Genomic DNA, 15,740 nt, shown 5'->3' on the forward strand with positions numbered 1-15,740 from the left:
CCCGACGCTACGAGCCCGAGCCCGCCATCGCAGCCAGATCAGGAAACTCCCAGCTCAGACCGCCTCGAGCCAGTCCCTCTGGAAGAGCTACACCCGTCTTCGTCCCCGGTGTCCAGGAGGCCCATGGCGTAGAGGCGCAGGGCTTGGTCGGAGTCGAGGGTGGCGGGGTGGACGGGGTCCTCCCCGGCGAAGCGGTAGCCGCCCTTCGCGCCGGGGAGGGAGTCGATCTGGATTCCGTGGCCGGCCAGGGTGGTGATGTCTCGCTGGATGGTGCGGATGTCCACGCCGAAGCGCTCCGCCATGTCCCGGGCGGGGACGTGGCCGCGGCTGCGGAGCATCTGGATGATGCCCAGCTGCCGGGCGTGGGCGGGATTGACCATCAGAGGGCCGCCTGGAGGGGGAAGACCTGCCCGCTGGCGTACGCCCACTGCGAGGCGGTGGCCAGGTCGATGCAGGCGGCTGCGACCTCGTCGAGGGCGAGCGGCCGCCCCCAGGGCAGGCCAGCGAGATAGGCGTCGGGGTCGGTGACCCCTTTCGCGGCCATCACCGTGCGGGCGAGCGGGGAGTCAATCAGCGACGGCGCCACGAGGTTGACCCGCACCCGATGTACGGCTTCTTCCTTGGCGAGGGTGGTCACGACGCATTCCAGGGCTGCCTTCGCCGCACTGTAGGGGCCGCTGCCCGCGCGCGCGGCCCGCCCGGCGTCCGATCCCACGGCCAGGACCGAGGCGCCGTCGTAGCGGGCCCGCGCGGCCAGCGCCCGCCAGGCCGCCGTGAAGGAGACGACGTTGGCCTGGTAGACCGCCTCGAACTCGCCCGGCTCGGTGTCGGCGACGGTTTTCTTGCTCGACGGAGCTCCGGCGCACGCGAACACCGCCTGAAGGCGGTGGGGCAGGTCCTCGGTCACCAGTCGCAGGCGGTCCGCGGTCGCGGGATCCGCCGTGTCGAACCGCTCCCAGAGGCTGCCCTTCGGCAGCTCGGCCGGAGGCCGGGTGCGGTAGGTGGCCACCACGAACACGTCCCGGGCAATCAGCTGGCGAGTGATCTCCGCCCCGAGGGCGCCGGAAGCCCCAGTCACCACCGCCATCGACCCCCGGGGGTAGCGCAGCGCCTCGATGTCGATCGGCAAACCGAGCATGGTCACGCCCCGGCTTCCGTGCCTGCGGGGGCATCAGGGTGGTCGGTGTGCCACATCTCGGCGAACCGCATCTGCTCGTCAGGGATCTTGAACAGCGCGCCGACCGCGCGGGCGTGGGCGATGGCGTCCTCGTCGCCGCGCTCCACCGTGACCACGGTGTCCGGGAACGCGATCAGCATCCGCTCCTGGTCGATCAGGTGGGCGTAGAACAGGGTCGCCTTCAAGGCGCGCGCCAGGTCCAGGGCGCGCGCCGCTGCCTGATCTGCCGGAACGGTCACCTCGATGATCTCGATCGGGGTGTGGCCGTCGAGGTCGTGGGGGTAGCGGCGCTCGGGCAGCCCGGTGAAGGCGTCCGGCAGGTGCGGGGTGGTCAGGCTCTCGGTAATGACGACAGCCCGCATCGGCGAAGGGGACACGCACTCGCTCCTCTCGGTCAGGGGGTGGCCGGGTGGTTCAGTGGAAGGGGAAGGACAGGACGTCGGCGACGCTGCGGCCGGTGACGGCGGCTAGGAGACGCTCGAGGCCGAGGCCGAAGGTGAAGACGTCGGCGGGGTCGCGGTCGACGTCGGCGTAGAAGTCGAGCGGGCCCTCATCGGCCGGGACACCGTGGAGTTCCTCGCGCAGGGCGATGTTGGCGTCGACCATGGGCCGGTAGTCGGCCGCCGTGCGCAGCTTGACGCCGCCGTCGCAGATCTCGACGCCGCCGACGATCAGGGAGAACCGCTGGGCGCGCCCGGTCTTCTCGTCGATGCGGCTGTTGTGCCGAAGCTCGTAGGGGAAGGAGTGCAACAGCGTCGGCGCGGTGACGGCGGCCTCTACACCGTGCTTGACGAAAGCCTCCATCACCTCCCAGTCCCCGCCGTCGCAGGCCATGCCGCGCGCGGCCAGCCAGTCCCGGGCGGCCGCGACGAGGTTGGCGCCTTCGGGAGCAGTAGCGGTGCCCAGGGCCTGGGCGATGGCGTCGTCCACCGGCATTTCGTAGATGGTGGTGAAGTCGGCGCCGGGGTTGGCCAGGTTGGCGAAGACGGTCTGCACGCAGGATTGGACGAGGTTGGCGACCATGGCCATGCCGTCGGCGAGGGTGACGTCGCGGGCGGCGGTCTGCAGCATCGTGAACTCGATGGCGTGCTCCGCGTCCTCGTGCTCGGCGCGGATGGCCGGCCCGAGGTCGAAGACCCGGTCGATGCTGATGATCAGGCGGCGCAGGTGCTCCTCGGCGGAGTGCTTGAGGTGGAAGCCCTGGCCGGTGAGGGGGTGGCGGGTGGCGAACTGCGGGATCGGGGCGCTCTCGCGGTCCTGGCACAGCACGGGGGTGGCAACTTCCGTGTATCCGGTGGTGTGGAGCCAGCCCCGGACGGCGCGCAGCAGGTCGGCCTTGAAGAGGACCAGGTCGCGCTCGCGCGGATTCTCCTTGAGGAAGGTGCCGTATAAGCGGCGGGCCTCGTCGCGGACGCTGGTCGTCATCACGCCTCCTCTCGGTCGGCGGTCCACGGGGAGGTGATGGTGAGCGGGTGCTCGGCGTCGGCGTCCATACGGGCCCTCGCGCCGACGGGGAGGGTGACCTTGAGGGGGGTGTGCCCGTACGGAAGGCCGTGGGCCAGAGGCCAGTCGTAGTCCTGGGAGATGTCGTCGACCATCTCCGCGACCGTGATCCCTGCGGTGGGCTCGCAGCCCACCGTCTCGCCGACGATTAGGCCGGCGATCCGGTCCAGGACGCCGCAGTCACGGAAGTGGGTGAGGGCCTGGTCGAGGACCTCGGTGGACTTGAAGGCGTCCTCGATCACCAGGAGCGCGCCGTCCCAGACCGGTTCCCACGGCGTGCCGAGCAGGCAGCGCAGGGAGGACAGGCAGCCGGCGACCAGGTGGCCCTCGGCGGAGCCGGCCCGAGTCCAGGTCAGCGGTGCGTCGATCCGGGCGGCGGAAGGCAGGCCGGCCAGCAGCGCGGTGAAGTGTTCGAAGGTGTCGGCGGGGCCGTCCTGGGCCCAGTCCCACATCACCGACGGCCCGTGGAAGGTGACCAGCCCCGTGCGCGCGGTGATCGCGTTCAGGATCAGCGAGGGGTCGCTGACGCCGACGATCGCCTTCGGGTGCGCGGCGATCAAGGAGAAGTCGAGGCCGGACAGGAGCCGGTTGGCGCTCTTGCCGCCGCCCGCGAAGACCACGGCGGCGACCGACTCGTCGCAGACCATGGTGTGGAAGTCGTCCAGGAGATCGGCGCTGGTGCCGGCGCGGTATCCGGAGCGTCCCGAGACGTGCGCGCCGAGGACGGTCTCGAAGCCGCGGGCGGTCAGGGCCGCGATACCGCGGTCGAAGACGGCCGGGTCGGCGGCGGGTTCGGGCGCCGAGACGGTGACAATGCCGAGCCGGGCCCCCTTCGAGAGGGGGGCGGCCAGGCGGGGTGTGGTGCTCAAGCGAGGAACTCCTTCGCAGGCGGTGGGGGGTGTGCCGGGAAGTAACGGGGGAGGTACTCCCCGGCACACTGAGTGACGGTAGAGGGGGTTATCGGGCGGGCGCCAGCCGCATACGCGTCTCATCGCGGGCACGCTCGGCGGTCGCGTCGCTCGTCCACGGCGTCAGCGACGTGTAGTAGTCGAAGTTCGACCAGCCCTCCAGCGAGTCCGGCGGCACGAAGCCGTGCTCCAGCGCCTTGTCGTACAAGCCCGTGCCCGGGTACGGGGCGAACAGGTGCACCCGGGTCTCAGGGATCGGCGAGAGGGCGCGGAGCTCGTCGATGAGGGAGTAGGTGTCCTCCATCTCAGCCTTGCTCTCCCCGGGGAACCCGACGATGAACGTGTAGGAGCCGAGGATTCCGTTGTCCGCGATCTCCTGGGCGACGTCCAGCAGCAGCTCGCGGGTGATCTGCTTCTTCACGACGTCCTTCAGGACGCGGTCGTTGCCGGACTCCATGCCCATCAGCAGGCGGGTGCAGCCGCTGGCCGCGATCCGCTCCAGCAGCGGCATGCCCTTCTTGCGGGCCTTGAGGATGTCGTTCGGGTTGATGGAGGCGGCCCACTTCAGGTCCAGGCTCTGCTCGATCAGCCCCTCGCAGAACCCCATGGACCGCTGGAGGTGCACGAAGAAGTCGGCGTCGTAGAACTTGACCCCATTGATGCCGTACCGGGCCTTCAGGTCGGCGATGTCGGTGACCAGGTCACCGAAGGGCATGGCCGAGTACTTACGCTCGTAGACCAGCTCGTAGCAGAAGTCGCAGAGGTAGATGCAGCCCTGGGACGAGATGTAGTTCAGCGTGCGGGTCGCGACCGTGGGGTCGTCACGGATGTACCGGGGGATGTCGAGCAAATCCCACGGGTAGGCACCCATGGCCCCGGTCCGCGGCGGATTCACCGGCCCCTTCAGCGTCTCGCCGCACCGATGGGAGATCAGGCCGGGCACATCCCGCCGACGAGTGCGCCCCAGCAGGGAAGCGACGAAGGCGGTCATGGAGTTCTGGCCCGGCCCCTGGAGCACCGCGTCCACCAGCGGGTGCGCAGCCGTCTGCTCGGCCAGCACGTTCACGTGGGGCCCGCCGAACACGACGGGCGGGCAGTGGACGCGCGTCTTCGCCGAGGCCACCAGGTCCAGGGCGTGGCCGATCTGCCCACCGCCGGTCATGATGCTCACCCCAATACACACCGTCCGCTCCAGCTCCTCATCGAGGAGCTGCTCCCAGGCGGCGGCGTCCTGCTGGTTGCCGTCGAAGAGCACGACGTCGACCATGCCGGACTCCATGAGCGGCTTCGCCAGCGTCAGGAGCGCGAACGGCATCCAGAAGTAGACGTAGTTCTTCTCGTGGTCGATCTTCGGGTAGACGAGGATCACCAACGGCCGGCTGCCGGGCTCCGCGGTGACCGGGGTAGGGCTGGGGAGGGCGGGCATGCCGAGCATGACGCTCATCGGGCTGCCTCCAGGGCTGCGGACGGCTGGGTCGGGTGGAAGCGGGCGTCCGCGTACATCTCGAACGCCGCCTCCACCTGGGCGTGGAGCGTGTCGTCGGTGTCCTCGGCCAGGGCCGGGGTCAGGTCGATGAGGTTGTCCTCGCGCAGCAGGCAGAACTGGAGCCGCATGTCAGCGGTCAATCGCAGGGCCATCAGCGCGTCGTGACACGGGAAGAGCGGACAGCCCCGGCACACCGACCCGTACCAGGCGCCGGCGGTGGAGTCCTTCACGACGACCTTGGTACCCGACGGGAGGGTCAGCACGGTCATCGGGTGGCCGAGGCCGCCCTGGTGGACGGTCTCCTCGTGCATGGCCCGTCCGCGTAGCGCCTCGGTGATGTCCCCGAGGGACATGTACACGTCCTGCAGGGTGCGTCCGCGTTTGGTCTTCAGGCGCCGGGCGTAGGACTCGCTGCCGGCGTCGAGGTCCTTGATGACGTCGAGGAGCTTGACGCTGTGCACGCCGGCCTCTTCGCACATCTTGACCAGGGCGGGGACCTCCGCGTCGTTGACGCCGGCCATCACCACCACGTTCACCTTCACCGGGACGGCGGTGGCCACGCACCGCTTGATCGCCGCGACGACCTCCCCGTGGTCGTCCACGTTGCAGATCTCGTGGTGCAGCGCCGGGTCCAGGGTGTCCAGGGACACGTTGAACAAGGTAACCCCGGCCCGCGCGAGGTCCTCGGCGAGGTCCCCGATCCGCGGGTGGCGGGAGATCACCTCGATCTCCGTGAACCCGGCCTCGTCCCGCAGCCTGCGCACCACCTCCACCAGCGGCCCGTACAGGGCCGGGTCGCCGCCGGTGAGCTTGACCGAGGTCAATCCGCGCTCCCTCACCGCGTGGGCGACGCGCAGCAGATCGTCGGGCGCGAGCTCGGCGTCCATTGCCGTCGCGACGGCCTCACCGGACGGCCGGCAGTAGCTGCAGGCTCTCTTACAACGGGAGTTCACCGTCACGCGCCACTGCGGTTCCAGCATTGCGGTCCCCCCAAATCCTGGGTAGTCCATCGAGGTCACAGCCTCTCGGTCCTCTCACTAGGTCGGCAACGGCATCGGACAAGGCCGATGTCGGGGTTATGTCGCCGCGGCCCGCCCAACCACGACATTCCTCGTGTCGCGGTGCGCGGGGGGCCGCGTTCAGTCGGCGCCCCCGTCCAGGGGGTCACAGGGGCCGCAGTGCGTCGGCGAGCGCCCAGGGGTCCAGCAAGTCACCAGAGCCATCAGGCGGGACCAGCCAGATCCGTGGGGGTGCGGCTGGCTGCCCGGGCTCGGGACAGCGCAGGACCTCCCGCGCCGCGCCCGTGAGAAGGGCCCCGCCGGGAATGTCGCGGCCATCCACCATTCCAGGCCGGACCAGGAAGGCCCAGACGTGCCCGGCGTCGTGGACCGGGGCCGGCGGCACAGCCCACTCCGAGAGGACCTTGACGGCTGCGGCCGCCGCGGAAGTGGGGACGCGCACGACAAAGAAGCCGCGGCCGACCGGGATGTCGGCCAGCGTGCTCCGGGCCCACGGGTTGCGGCTTCTGGTCGGCTGGGGGAAGCCGGCCTGCCCGGCCAGCCAGCGGGCCCCCGGAGAGAACGAGACCGCCCCTGCTCCCGGCGCCCGCCGAACTGGAGCCGGTGCCGCGCTGCGTCTGGGGTCCGGCCAGGGCGTGCCGCCGAAACCAGCGGCCGATGGCCCGGTTGGCCAGCCCGGCGCCTGCCCGCGGACGCTGGGCGTGGTCATGAAGTGGCTCCCGGGTGGCCCGGGCCGCCGCTTCTTGCGCGGCCGCACCGAGGAAGCCCGGGGCGTGGCCGATCTTGACGGGGTGCGTGCGCCCGGGGGGCCCCGTCCTGGATATGAGGGCGCTGGTCTCGGTGCGGAGGCCGCCGGGAGCGACGGTGGCGACCGAGGCGGTGCCGGCGGCGGGGGACTGCTCGGCGCAGGCGCGCAGCAGACGGCGTTCGGGTGTCCCGGGACAGGCGATCGCGGGCGGTGGTGGTGTCGTTGGCGGCGCCATGTGTGACGTGGTGGGCGATGCGTCTGTGTGCGTCTGGGAGAGGGATGAGCGCGGCGGTGGTCATGGGGTGGCTTTCTGGCGGGTCGGAGGGGGCCGCGGGGTGCGGGGCAGGCGCGGTCATGTCCTGGCGGCCGTCAGATCGTGGTCGGCGTTCAGGGGCTCCGGTGCCGACCACTGGCCCTTGCCGAGGCCCAGGGCGGCTTCGGCGATGCGCAGCAGCTGGACGTCGGAGGTGCCGGCCGGGGCGAAGAGGTGGTAGGCGTCACGCAGGTACCGCTCGAGGGGCCGGTCGGTGAACAGTCCTGCCGCCGCGTGGATCTCCATGGCGGTGCGGGCGGAGTCGATCGCCCACTCGACGTTGATGAGCTTGGCGTTCATCAGCTCTGTGTCACACGGGCGGCCGGTGTCCAGCAGGTGGGCGGCGTGGTAGGTGGCGAGACGTGCCGTCATCAGCCGCGACTGGATCTGTCCGATCTTGTGCTTGACCGTGGGCAGGTTGTGCAAGGGCTTGCCGTAGCGGCGGCGTTCTGTGGTGAACCGGACGGTTTCCTCGGCGATGGCCTGGTGGATGCCGAGCGCGACCGCGGTGAGGTTCGGCCTCCCGTACAGGATGCTGGAGGAGTAGGCCACCTCGAGACCGTCGCCTTCGCCGCCGAGCCGGTTGCCGGCGGGTATGCGGCAGTGGTCGAAGTGGAGTTCGCCGAAGCTGAATCCGCGCAGGCCGAGCGTGGTGGGGTGCGGTGCGAGGGTCAGGCCGGGCCGGTCGGCCTCCACGAGGAACGCGGTCAGCCCGCGCGAGCCGGGGCCGGTGCGGGCCACGACACCGTGGACGTGAGCCACGTGGCTGTTGCCGACGTACACCTTGCGGCCGGTGAGGACGTAGTGGTCGCCGTCGCGGCGGGCCGTGCTCTCCATGCCCAGGACGTGGCTGCCGGATACCGGCTCGGTGACGGCGATGGTGGGCAGCGCGGTGCCGTCCGCGAACCGCGGCAGCCACCGCTGCTTCTGCTCTTCGGTGCCGTAGCGGATGACCTTGGCGACGCCGAGCTGCGAGGCCTGCACCATCGCGCCCATCGCGGCGTCGACCCGGGCCAGCTCCTCGATGATCAGCGTCTTGGCAAGGTGGCCGGCGCCCATGCCGCCGTAGACGGGGTCGATGGTGGCGCCGATCCACCCCTGAGCGGCGATCCTGGCCGCCAGCTCCTGCTCCGTCCCGCAGGTGGTCTCCATCCGCTCGACGTGCGGGGCGACCTCCGCCTCGGCGAACGCACGGACCTGCTCACGCAGCTGCTGGTGGTATGGCGTCAGGAACCAGTCGGACATGGTGCTTCCCCTCCCTCTTCGGTGGCTTTCGGCGTGTGGCGAAGCGGGTGTGGTGTCCTATGGACCGGGCCGGGGGGCGGCCTGGTGGGTGAGGTAGGCCATGACCTCGTCCCGGTACTTCTTGATGAGGGCGAGGGAGCCCTGTCCGCTCGCCTTGGGCTGTTCCTGCGGGCCCACGAAGCACACGGTGCCCAGGACCACCCCGCTGGCGTGGATCAGCGGCGCGCCGGCGTACGTGCGGATGCCGATCAGGTCGACGACCTCGTTGCCCGAGAAGCGGGGCGAGGAGAAGACGTCCGGCAGGACCAGGGCGGTGCGCCGGGCGACGACCTCGGGGCAGTAGCCGTGGGCGAGGGACATGCTGCGCCCTACTTCGGGCAGCATGTCCTGCGGGCCGGGCGTGCACAGCCCCAGGAACTGCTGGGTGTCGCCGAAGATGTTCACCATGGCGTAGGGGACCTGGGCGTCGTGTGCCAGGTGACGGGCGAAGTCGTCGAGCCGCGGGTCGGGCCCGTCCAGGCTCAGGGTGCGCAGGACCGCGGTGCGTTCCTCCCGTTCGAGGGTCGTGCGGTTCGGCACCTGACCGGTGGGGTGGCTCATAGGAGGGCTCCGGAGGTTATGGCGCGGCGCACGGCGAGGCTGTGGCCGACCAGGCTGATCAGGACATCCACGGCGGAGGTGTGATCGCGGGCGTCGCAGGTCACCACCGGTACGTGGGCGGTGAGGCCGAGGGCTTGGCGGACCTCGTCGGGGGTGTAGCGGTGGGATGCGCCGTCGAACTCGTTGACGGCGACGACGAAGGGCAGCTGCTGCTGCTCGTACCAGCTGACGGCGGTGAAGGAGTCCGCGAGGCGGCGGGTGTCGACCAGGACGACGGCGCCGAGGGCGCCGTAGCCGAGATCGGGCCACAGGAACCAGAACCGTTCCTGGCCGGGAGCCCCGAAGAGGAACAGGATCATGGGGAGCGGATCGTGGAAGGTGATCCGGCCGAAGTCCAGTGCCACGGTCGTCGTTCTCTTGCCGTCGACGCCGGCCAGGTCGTCGATGCCCGTGCTGGCGACGGTGAGGAGTTCCTCCGTGCTCAGGGGTTCGATCTCGCTCAGTGTCCCGACCAGGGTTGATTTCCCGGCCCCGAAGCCGCCCGCGACGATGATCTTCAGTTCGCTCGGGGGCTGCGCCGGGACGGCGGCGTCAGAGCCGGTTGCGTAGGCCATGGAGTACTGCCTCCAGCAGGTACGTGTCGGGGCCGGCGGCCGTCGGCCGGGCTGGGTTGGACAGGGCGAGGGCTCCGGCGTCGAGGAGGTCGCCGACCAGGATCTTGATCACTTGCACCGGCTGGTGCAGTCGGCCTGCGAGTTCGGCGACCGAGCACGGGGTGGCGCTGCAGTGCAGCAGCAGGGCCTCGCTCTCGGCGCCGGCCGGGAACTGCCCGGTGGTGGGCCGGGTGAGGAGGCAGGTGGTCAGGTACAGCTCGTGCGTCGTGCGGGTCCGGCCGCCGGTGATCGTGTACGGGCGGATGTCCCCCAGAGCCGTGTCCGGCCATCCGCCGCGAGCTGCCATCCGGCGCTCCTACCCGAAGGTGTTGCGGCGGGCCCGGGTGACCAGGTGCTCGTCCAGGCCCGTGATGAGCGTCGCCATCTCGTGCCCGACCTGGCCCGGGTCCGCCGCAGGCGTGGTCAAGACGGCCAGCACCGTGGCGAGGCCGTCGCCGCTCATCGTCCCGGCGCTCATGACGAACACGTGCCCGTCGTCGTGCTCGATGACGATCTGCCGCACGTTGCCCGAGGAGTCCTGGAACGGGGTCCGGGCCAGGGAGACGAGCCCGCTGACGGTGGCGGCCATCGCATCGGCCTTGTCCAGGGACTGGCTGGTGAAGGCGAGCTTGAGCCCGTCGTTGGTGCCCAGGAGCGCATCGACGGCCCCAGGGGTTCTGGCGAGGAGGCCGGCCAGCAGCCCGGACAGGTGGTTGCGTGCCGTGGCGGCGGAGTCCGCGGCGGCGTCTGCGAGGTCTGCGCTGTGCATGGGCTACTCCTGCGTCGTCGTATCGGAGAGGGCGGGGGTGGGACGGCCCGGCGGGGAGCCGGGTGCCGGCTCCTGCGCGCGGGGCGTGCGGGACTGGAAGCTGGCCATGAGCCCGCCGGTGGGGTGCCCGGCCGGAGCCTGCCGCGGGGCCGGGGCCACGTGGCCGCTCTGGCTGGGAGCCCGACGCGGCAGCGCCGGGCGGCTGTCGTCGGCCACCGCGAGCGTGTGCTCGCTCACCTCGGCTGTCGGGCGGATCCGGCGCGGCAGTACCCCCGCCTGGTCGGGGGCCGCCTGAGATGCCCGGGCGGGCCCGGCACCTGTCCGGACCGGGGCCTGTGCGGACGGCTGCTGCGTGTAGGGCTGCTCCATGGCCGGGGCCACGAGGAGTTCGCGGGGCAGCAGCACGATGGCCTGCGTGCCGCCCAGGACGTTGGGCCGCAGCGTGATGGAGATTTTGTGGCGCCGCGCCAGGAGCGCTGCGACCAGGAGGCCGAGGGTGCCCTCGCGCAGCCGGGCGCGGGGGTCCGCCGACTCGGGATCGGCTAGGAGTCGGTTGAGGGTTTCCCTCTTCTCCGGGGACATGCCCGCCCCCCGGTCGAGGATCTCGATGGCTATCCCGGTCTCGGTCCGGTGGGTGTGGACTTCCACCTGATGGACGGAGTACCGGGTGGCGTTCTCCATCAGCGCGGCCAGGAGATGGGTGAGGTTGGGACTCACGTATCCGGGGACCGCGTCCGTGACGGGATCGGGAGCCAGCCGTACCCGGGCATAGTCGGGGATCTCTCCGACCGCCCGGCGGATGGCCCCCACCACGAGCACCGGCGGCGTGTTGCGGGACGGTACGTTCCCGCCGAGCACCAGCAGGCTCTCCACCTCGCGCCGCATCTGCGTCAGGAGGTGATCGATGCGGAAGAGCTCTCCGAGCAGGTCCGGGTCCTCTACCGTCCGCTCGACCTCGGAGATCAGGCTGATGCCCCGGGTGACCAGCCCGTGCAGGCGCGGCGCGAGTGAGGCGAACACCTCGGCCAGCTCCGCCTGGGACTCCAGTGTCCCGTGCCGGCGGGCCGCCACGGTCAAAATGGCCTGCCACGACTCGGTGAACCCAAGGCGGACCGTGGCGACGGAGTCCGCCAGGACATCCCCCGTCCGGGGCGCTTCAACCACCGCTTCGAAGTCGGCTCGCGCCAGCCCACGCTGAGCCTGATCCAGCGCCCAGCGGATGTGATCCCTGCCTTCCGCAACGGCGGTGACAAGCTCGTCGAGTGCCCCCAGCGCCTCGTCGCGGTCCGTACGGAGCCGCTGGAGGCGAACCGCCGACCTGCGGGCTCCCATGGAGCGGATCGTGGTCCACCACAGCACGGAGCCGACCGCCGCCGACGCGAGCAGCACGCTGCCCGTCGTGGGCAGCACACCGCTCCCGTCGGCGGCCCAGCCTCCACCGACGGCCAGCGCGGTCAGAGCCGCCGCGGTGACCGCGGGCGGCAGCCGCAGGTCGTCCCCGGTGCCCTCCCTACGCCGGCGCCGGGAGGGCACCGCGGAGCCGACTGCCTGATCAGACATGGCACACCCCCCGCCCTCTCAAGTCCCCGTGTGTGCGGCGCGCGCCGACGGCCGCCGCTCGGGCGCGGTCCGTCGACAGCGACAGAAGGGACGTGACGGCGTACAGCACGAGCGGAGCGGTGAACGCCCGCCGGTCCGGGTTGCCGAACCGCACCCAGCGCGGCGTACCGGCGCCGTCGGAGACCGGCCCCGCCGAAGGCACCGGGGGCACCCACACCACGCCGCTGGCCGTGTAGGAGAACGGCGCAGCCCAGTTGAGACCCTCCGCGGATCCCGGAGGCAGGAAGAACAGCCAGCGGGCGTCGTCGTGCCGGGCGAGAACAGCGCCGACCGGATACGGCTCGCGATGGGCCAGGAGCGTGATCACCCGGCGGGCCTGGGCCTCGGGAAGGGCGGCGATTTCGAAGCGGGGACCGACCGGCACCTCGACCCCACCCGTGGCGTCACGGGCGAGAGGAAACAGGTCCGCCAGCGTCGGGGGCCGGTAGGGAGCGGGGGAAGCCAGCACGGTCCTCACGCCACCGCCGCCCGCCCGATCTCCCTGCTCATGCCCGGGCGCGCCGGCCGCAGGGCTGTGCCCGGCCCCGTGGGGCTCCGGCCGTGCCTTTTTCACCACGGCGGGGAATCCAGCGCCGTGGTGCGTGAGGCGGTCCATGGTGTCCGATCTGGCTCGACGCCCGGGGTGCCGGACGGTACGGATAGTGGCTCAGGGCGCGGGGCGTCGCCGCGCGTGAAGAGTTCGGCTCTGCATCCCGGTGATAGACGATGCCCAGGACCACGATCACCTCGCCGAGAAGGGTGTCGCTACGCCGGTACCACGCCGTTTGCCGGCGGCTTCCTTGAACCCAGGCACCTGTTCTGCTGCCATATACATCAAGTGCGGTGCCGTCAGCGGCGTACTGCGGGGGCGGCAAACGGCGTGCGGGCGGCGTGGTGGATACGAGGCCCCGGGAGTGAACTGAGGGTGGACGTACTCCCTCCGGGCCTTCAACTCGCGGGCGGAGGCCAGCCTCCAGCACGAGGGAGACCACGATGCCGCATGCCACTGAACTGCTCGACCGGGTCAGGCGTGCCGACGGACCGCCCCCCGCCAGACACCACGCCGGCCTGTCCGCAACCGACCTGCCCGCCCGGGCCGTCCGGCGATTCGCCGCCGACATCCTGCGGCCGCTCGCGACCGATGCGGTCCAGGACATCTCCCTCGTTGCCGACGAGCTCGTCGCCAACGCTGAGACCCACGCCTGTGGCGCCGCCTGTCTCTTCCTGGAGGTCTATGGGGACGCCGTCGTACTCACCGTCTGCGACCGCGGTCCCGGCGTCCACAGCATCACCGCCCGCCAGGCGGGCCCGGACGAAACGAACGGACGGGGCCTTGCCCTCGTTGCCGCCTTGTTGGCCGCCTGGTTCACGCAACCTGCTCCCAGCGGGGGCGCGCTCGTCACCGCCGTCTTCGACCTGTCCCCGAAAGCGACTCGGTGCTCCCCTCCGATCTGACCTCCCGGCATCTCGCGCCCGGCCTCAGCGTGAAGCCCCTGGCGATGGGCTGCTGGCCGATCGGCGGCCCCACAGTCAACCGCGGCCGCCCGGTTGGCTGGAGCCCCGTGGAGGACCGGGTCGCTCTCGACGGCCTGCGTGCCTCCCTGGAGCACGGAGCCAACCTCTTCCACGTCGCCGACGTCTTCGGCCACGGACGCTCGGAACGCCTCCTGGGGCAGGTCCTGAAGCAGACCAGTTGCGTCGGCGTGCGGATCGCGGGGACGACCGGCTACGTACACGGCACGGCACCGCACCCCTACGCCGTGCCTCACCTGCGTCACCAGGTCGAGCAGTCGCTCGCGAACCTCGGTGTTGTCTCCCTCGACCTTCTGCTGCTGCACACACTGGACTTCGGACCCGGCGCCCGATACCTGGAAGACGCGCTGGTCCAGCTGGACGCTCTGCGCGAGAGCGGTCTCGTGCGAGCGGTAGGGATACGAGGGCCGCACCTCCAGGCCGGCAGCCAGCAGGACCTGCACGGCATCACACGAGCGTTCCTCGACGCCTTCGCGCTCGTGAACCCGGACACCGTCTGGTCGCGCGCCAGTCCGCTCAGTCCGCCCGTACTCATCGACGGGGAGGACATCGTCGGCTTCACCGCGCGCCACGGCGCCTCCCTCATACTGACCGAGCCCCTAGCCCAGGGACTTCTGACCGGAAAGCATCACCCCCTGGCGCCCCCGCTGTTCCAGCCCGGAGACCACCGACGGCACATGAACTGGTACCAGAATCCAGGCCTGCGCATCATCACCGAAGGACTCATTCCCCTGCGCGAGCGGTTCGGGGAGCAGCCCTCCGACCTCATCCGCGTCGCGCTGCGCCACAGCCTCCAGCAGCCCGATCACACCGTCGTTGTTGCCGGCTTCACCAGCGAAGCCCAGGTCAAGGACCTGTTTCGACTTGGTGACCCGCTGACCGACGACGAGCTGCAATTCGCCACCGCCGTCTACACGCGGATACGCGAGCAGCTCAACGAAGCCGGAGGCAGCCACCGCCACCAGCTCACGATCTGAGGTCAGACCACGCCACTGCTAGCCGTCACCGTCGAGCGCGACTTCGTGCAGGATCTCCCACCGGTAAGCCCGGTCCTCCCTGCGCAGCTCGACCAGCCGCACCGTGTCCACCACCACCTCGACGGGCGCCCGCTCCCGCAGCGCAGCGACCGCGTCGATAAGGTCCACCGCCGGACGGTCGCAGTTGTGGTACATGATGCCCAGGTGCGGCCGGAACAGCGCCGTCTCCGTCCCTCCCGGGACCCCTGCCCGCTCCCCGGCCTGGGCCAGGGCCGCGTGCAGTGAGACCAGCCCGGTCCACGGCGTCACGGTGAACCTGACGGCACCCCGCGAGCCGGCCATCGGATGGGCCAAGAGCCGCAGCGGGCCCCCGAGCGTACCGCGCACGCTCCGGGCCAGCTCCTCCAGCTGTTCCCGGCGCACCTGTCCCATGACGCCGATCTTGTTCATGGTGATGTGCATTCCGTCCGCCGGCACGGGATCCAAGCTGAAGGCGGCCAGCTCCCTCTGACACCACGAGGCCTCGTCGGCGAGCTCCCGGTTCCCGGGAAAGGTGATCATCCAGTAGAAGGAACGCCTCCCCGGCCCCCAGCCCGGCCGCGCCCAGTGGTTGGACATCCGATCGATGCCGGCGAACGCGCTCCAGTCCGCGGCCAACACCGCCAGCTCGTCGTCCAGCACCGCCGGCGGCACGGGAGGAAACGCCCGACCGTCCTGAACCAGCATCCCCACGAATTCCCCTACCTCACTCCTGCGCACCGGGACCCGCCCACCGGGGTCAGCTCAGTTCGTTCACCTGCGCCGCATACTCCCGTACCGCGGGCACCCCGCGCCACCGATGGGTCAGATCCAGCAGCTCGCCGGCCCGCTGGCGCACGGACTGAATGGGCACACCGCCGCAGGACAGTGCCTCCTGGCCCTTCCCCATCGCCTCTTCCACCTCTGCTCCCGGACGCTTGAGCAACGCTGTCGCCACGTCCAGCGAAACCAGCGACTTCGTCCACGGTGACTGCGAGGGACCCACCATGCTCTGCACCTGCGGAGCCAACGCCACCACCTGCTGCAGATCGTCGGGCGACCCGGACGACACGTAAGCCGTGATCACGTTCGCCACGGCGGAACCTGTCAATGCGATCAAGGCAGGTGATGTGTTCTATCGCTGTGCTGGGATCGTTTGGTCGTCGTGGTGAAAGTCGGTGGGTTTGTTGAT

General features: G+C 70.8%; 18 protein-coding genes. 2 read left to right on the forward strand and 16 right to left on the reverse strand.

Going from position 1 to position 15,740, the window contains the following annotated elements; all coding sequences use genetic code 11:
- Positions 1-38 precede the first annotated feature (38 nt).
- From ACIBEA_RS42920 to ACIBEA_RS42985, 14 genes are all read right to left on the reverse strand, one after another.
- Positions 39-380: a helix-turn-helix transcriptional regulator gene (locus tag ACIBEA_RS42920; RefSeq protein ID WP_399269723.1), complete on the reverse strand. Its 342-nt coding sequence runs from the start codon at positions 378-380 to the stop codon at positions 39-41.
- Positions 380-1,138 (reverse strand): SDR family NAD(P)-dependent oxidoreductase, encoded by a 759-nt coding sequence (locus ACIBEA_RS42925; protein WP_399269753.1) that lies wholly within the window; start codon positions 1,136-1,138, stop codon positions 380-382. The genes ACIBEA_RS42920 and ACIBEA_RS42925 overlap by 1 nt, the downstream gene beginning before the upstream one ends.
- A gap of 2 nt (positions 1,139-1,140) precedes the next feature.
- Positions 1,141-1,554: a hypothetical protein gene (locus ACIBEA_RS42930; RefSeq protein WP_399269725.1), complete on the reverse strand. Its 414-nt coding sequence runs from the start codon at positions 1,552-1,554 to the stop codon at positions 1,141-1,143.
- A gap of 37 nt (positions 1,555-1,591) precedes the next feature.
- Positions 1,592-2,602, reverse strand: a complete 1,011-nt coding sequence (locus tag ACIBEA_RS42935) for an amino acid--tRNA ligase-related protein (RefSeq protein ID WP_399269727.1) — start codon at positions 2,600-2,602, stop codon at positions 1,592-1,594.
- A complete protein-coding gene (locus ACIBEA_RS42940) occupies positions 2,602-3,549 on the reverse strand; it encodes an LD-carboxypeptidase (RefSeq protein WP_399269729.1) in 948 nt (315 codons plus the stop codon). Before ACIBEA_RS42940 ends, ACIBEA_RS42935 begins: the two co-directional genes overlap by 1 nt.
- Positions 3,550-3,637: 88 nt before the next feature.
- A complete protein-coding gene (locus ACIBEA_RS42945; RefSeq protein ID WP_399269731.1) occupies positions 3,638-5,032 on the reverse strand; it encodes a B12-binding domain-containing radical SAM protein in 1,395 nt (464 codons plus the stop codon).
- Positions 5,029-6,084 carry a radical SAM protein gene (locus ACIBEA_RS42950; protein ID WP_399269755.1) on the reverse strand — a complete coding sequence of 352 codons (1,056 nt, stop codon included), beginning with the start codon at positions 6,082-6,084 and terminating at the stop codon, positions 5,029-5,031. Before ACIBEA_RS42950 ends, ACIBEA_RS42945 begins: the two co-directional genes overlap by 4 nt.
- 1,109 nt (positions 6,085-7,193) lie before the next feature.
- Positions 7,194-8,399 carry an acyl-CoA dehydrogenase family protein gene (locus tag ACIBEA_RS42955; protein WP_399269733.1) on the reverse strand — a complete coding sequence of 402 codons (1,206 nt, stop codon included), beginning with the start codon at positions 8,397-8,399 and terminating at the stop codon, positions 7,194-7,196.
- A 57-nt stretch (positions 8,400-8,456) separates the two neighbouring features.
- Positions 8,457-8,999 (reverse strand): GAF domain-containing protein, encoded by a 543-nt coding sequence (locus ACIBEA_RS42960; RefSeq protein ID WP_399269735.1) that lies wholly within the window; start codon positions 8,997-8,999, stop codon positions 8,457-8,459.
- Entirely contained in the window at positions 8,996-9,613 is a 618-nt protein-coding gene (locus tag ACIBEA_RS42965) for a GTP-binding protein (protein ID WP_399269737.1), read from the reverse strand. Before ACIBEA_RS42965 ends, ACIBEA_RS42960 begins: the two co-directional genes overlap by 4 nt.
- Positions 9,591-9,959: a DUF742 domain-containing protein gene (locus ACIBEA_RS42970; protein ID WP_399269739.1), complete on the reverse strand. Its 369-nt coding sequence runs from the start codon at positions 9,957-9,959 to the stop codon at positions 9,591-9,593. The genes ACIBEA_RS42965 and ACIBEA_RS42970 overlap by 23 nt, the downstream gene beginning before the upstream one ends.
- 9 nt (positions 9,960-9,968) lie before the next feature.
- On the reverse strand, positions 9,969-10,421 hold the full coding sequence (locus ACIBEA_RS42975) for a roadblock/LC7 domain-containing protein (RefSeq protein WP_399269741.1): 453 nt from the start codon (positions 10,419-10,421) through the stop codon (positions 9,969-9,971).
- A gap of 3 nt (positions 10,422-10,424) precedes the next feature.
- Positions 10,425-11,981: an ATP-binding protein gene (locus ACIBEA_RS42980; RefSeq protein WP_399269743.1), complete on the reverse strand. Its 1,557-nt coding sequence runs from the start codon at positions 11,979-11,981 to the stop codon at positions 10,425-10,427.
- Positions 11,974-12,489, reverse strand: a complete 516-nt coding sequence (locus ACIBEA_RS42985; protein WP_399269745.1) for a hypothetical protein — start codon at positions 12,487-12,489, stop codon at positions 11,974-11,976. Before ACIBEA_RS42985 ends, ACIBEA_RS42980 begins: the two co-directional genes overlap by 8 nt.
- Positions 12,490-13,013: 524 nt before the next feature.
- On the opposite strand from ACIBEA_RS42985, the gene ACIBEA_RS42990 reads away from it, so the two are divergent.
- A complete protein-coding gene (locus tag ACIBEA_RS42990) occupies positions 13,014-13,475 on the forward strand; it encodes an ATP-binding protein (RefSeq protein WP_399269747.1) in 462 nt (153 codons plus the stop codon).
- Positions 13,457-14,530: an aldo/keto reductase gene (locus ACIBEA_RS42995; RefSeq protein ID WP_399269749.1), complete on the forward strand. Its 1,074-nt coding sequence runs from the start codon at positions 13,457-13,459 to the stop codon at positions 14,528-14,530. The genes ACIBEA_RS42990 and ACIBEA_RS42995 overlap by 19 nt, the downstream gene beginning before the upstream one ends.
- Positions 14,531-14,548: 18 nt before the next feature.
- Here ACIBEA_RS42995 and ACIBEA_RS43000 read toward each other — a convergent pair whose 3' ends face one another.
- Both ACIBEA_RS43000 and ACIBEA_RS43005 read right to left on the reverse strand, forming a co-directional pair.
- Positions 14,549-15,256, reverse strand: coding sequence for a 2'-5' RNA ligase family protein (locus ACIBEA_RS43000; protein WP_399269757.1), 708 nt, complete (start codon positions 15,254-15,256; stop codon positions 14,549-14,551).
- A gap of 52 nt (positions 15,257-15,308) precedes the next feature.
- Positions 15,309-15,644 carry a hypothetical protein gene (locus tag ACIBEA_RS43005; RefSeq protein WP_399269751.1) on the reverse strand — a complete coding sequence of 112 codons (336 nt, stop codon included), beginning with the start codon at positions 15,642-15,644 and terminating at the stop codon, positions 15,309-15,311.
- Positions 15,645-15,740 lie beyond the last annotated feature (96 nt).

The organism is Streptomyces sp. NPDC051555 (assembly GCF_044454405.1).
Classification (GTDB): domain Bacteria; phylum Actinomycetota; class Actinomycetes; order Streptomycetales; family Streptomycetaceae; genus Streptomyces.

What these genes read in the sequence shown, in the direction of transcription:
- ACIBEA_RS42950 (WP_399269755.1), bottom strand. Translation starts at nt 6,084, where the DNA reads ATGGACTACCCAGGATTTGGGGGGACCGCAATGCTGGAACCGCAGTGG.
- ACIBEA_RS42970 (WP_399269739.1), bottom strand. Translation starts at nt 9,959, where the DNA reads ATGGCAGCTCGCGGCGGATGGCCGGACACGGCTCTGGGGGACATCCGC.
- ACIBEA_RS42935 (WP_399269727.1), bottom strand. Translation starts at nt 2,602, where the DNA reads ATGACGACCAGCGTCCGCGACGAGGCCCGCCGCTTATACGGCACCTTC.
- ACIBEA_RS42955 (WP_399269733.1), bottom strand. Translation starts at nt 8,399, where the DNA reads ATGTCCGACTGGTTCCTGACGCCATACCACCAGCAGCTGCGTGAGCAG.
- ACIBEA_RS42965 (WP_399269737.1), bottom strand. Translation starts at nt 9,613, where the DNA reads ATGGCCTACGCAACCGGCTCTGACGCCGCCGTCCCGGCGCAGCCCCCG.
- ACIBEA_RS42945 (WP_399269731.1), bottom strand. Translation starts at nt 5,032, where the DNA reads ATGAGCGTCATGCTCGGCATGCCCGCCCTCCCCAGCCCTACCCCGGTC.
- ACIBEA_RS42975 (WP_399269741.1), bottom strand. Translation starts at nt 10,421, where the DNA reads ATGCACAGCGCAGACCTCGCAGACGCCGCCGCGGACTCCGCCGCCACG.
- ACIBEA_RS42920 (WP_399269723.1), bottom strand. Translation starts at nt 380, where the DNA reads ATGGTCAATCCCGCCCACGCCCGGCAGCTGGGCATCATCCAGATGCTC.
- ACIBEA_RS42925 (WP_399269753.1), bottom strand. Translation starts at nt 1,138, where the DNA reads ATGCTCGGTTTGCCGATCGACATCGAGGCGCTGCGCTACCCCCGGGGG.
- ACIBEA_RS42960 (WP_399269735.1), bottom strand. Translation starts at nt 8,999, where the DNA reads ATGAGCCACCCCACCGGTCAGGTGCCGAACCGCACGACCCTCGAACGG.
- ACIBEA_RS42980 (WP_399269743.1), bottom strand. Translation starts at nt 11,981, where the DNA reads ATGTCTGATCAGGCAGTCGGCTCCGCGGTGCCCTCCCGGCGCCGGCGT.
- ACIBEA_RS43000 (WP_399269757.1), bottom strand. Translation starts at nt 15,256, where the DNA reads ATGCTGGTTCAGGACGGTCGGGCGTTTCCTCCCGTGCCGCCGGCGGTG.
- ACIBEA_RS42990 (WP_399269747.1), top strand. Translation starts at nt 13,014, where the DNA reads ATGCCGCATGCCACTGAACTGCTCGACCGGGTCAGGCGTGCCGACGGA.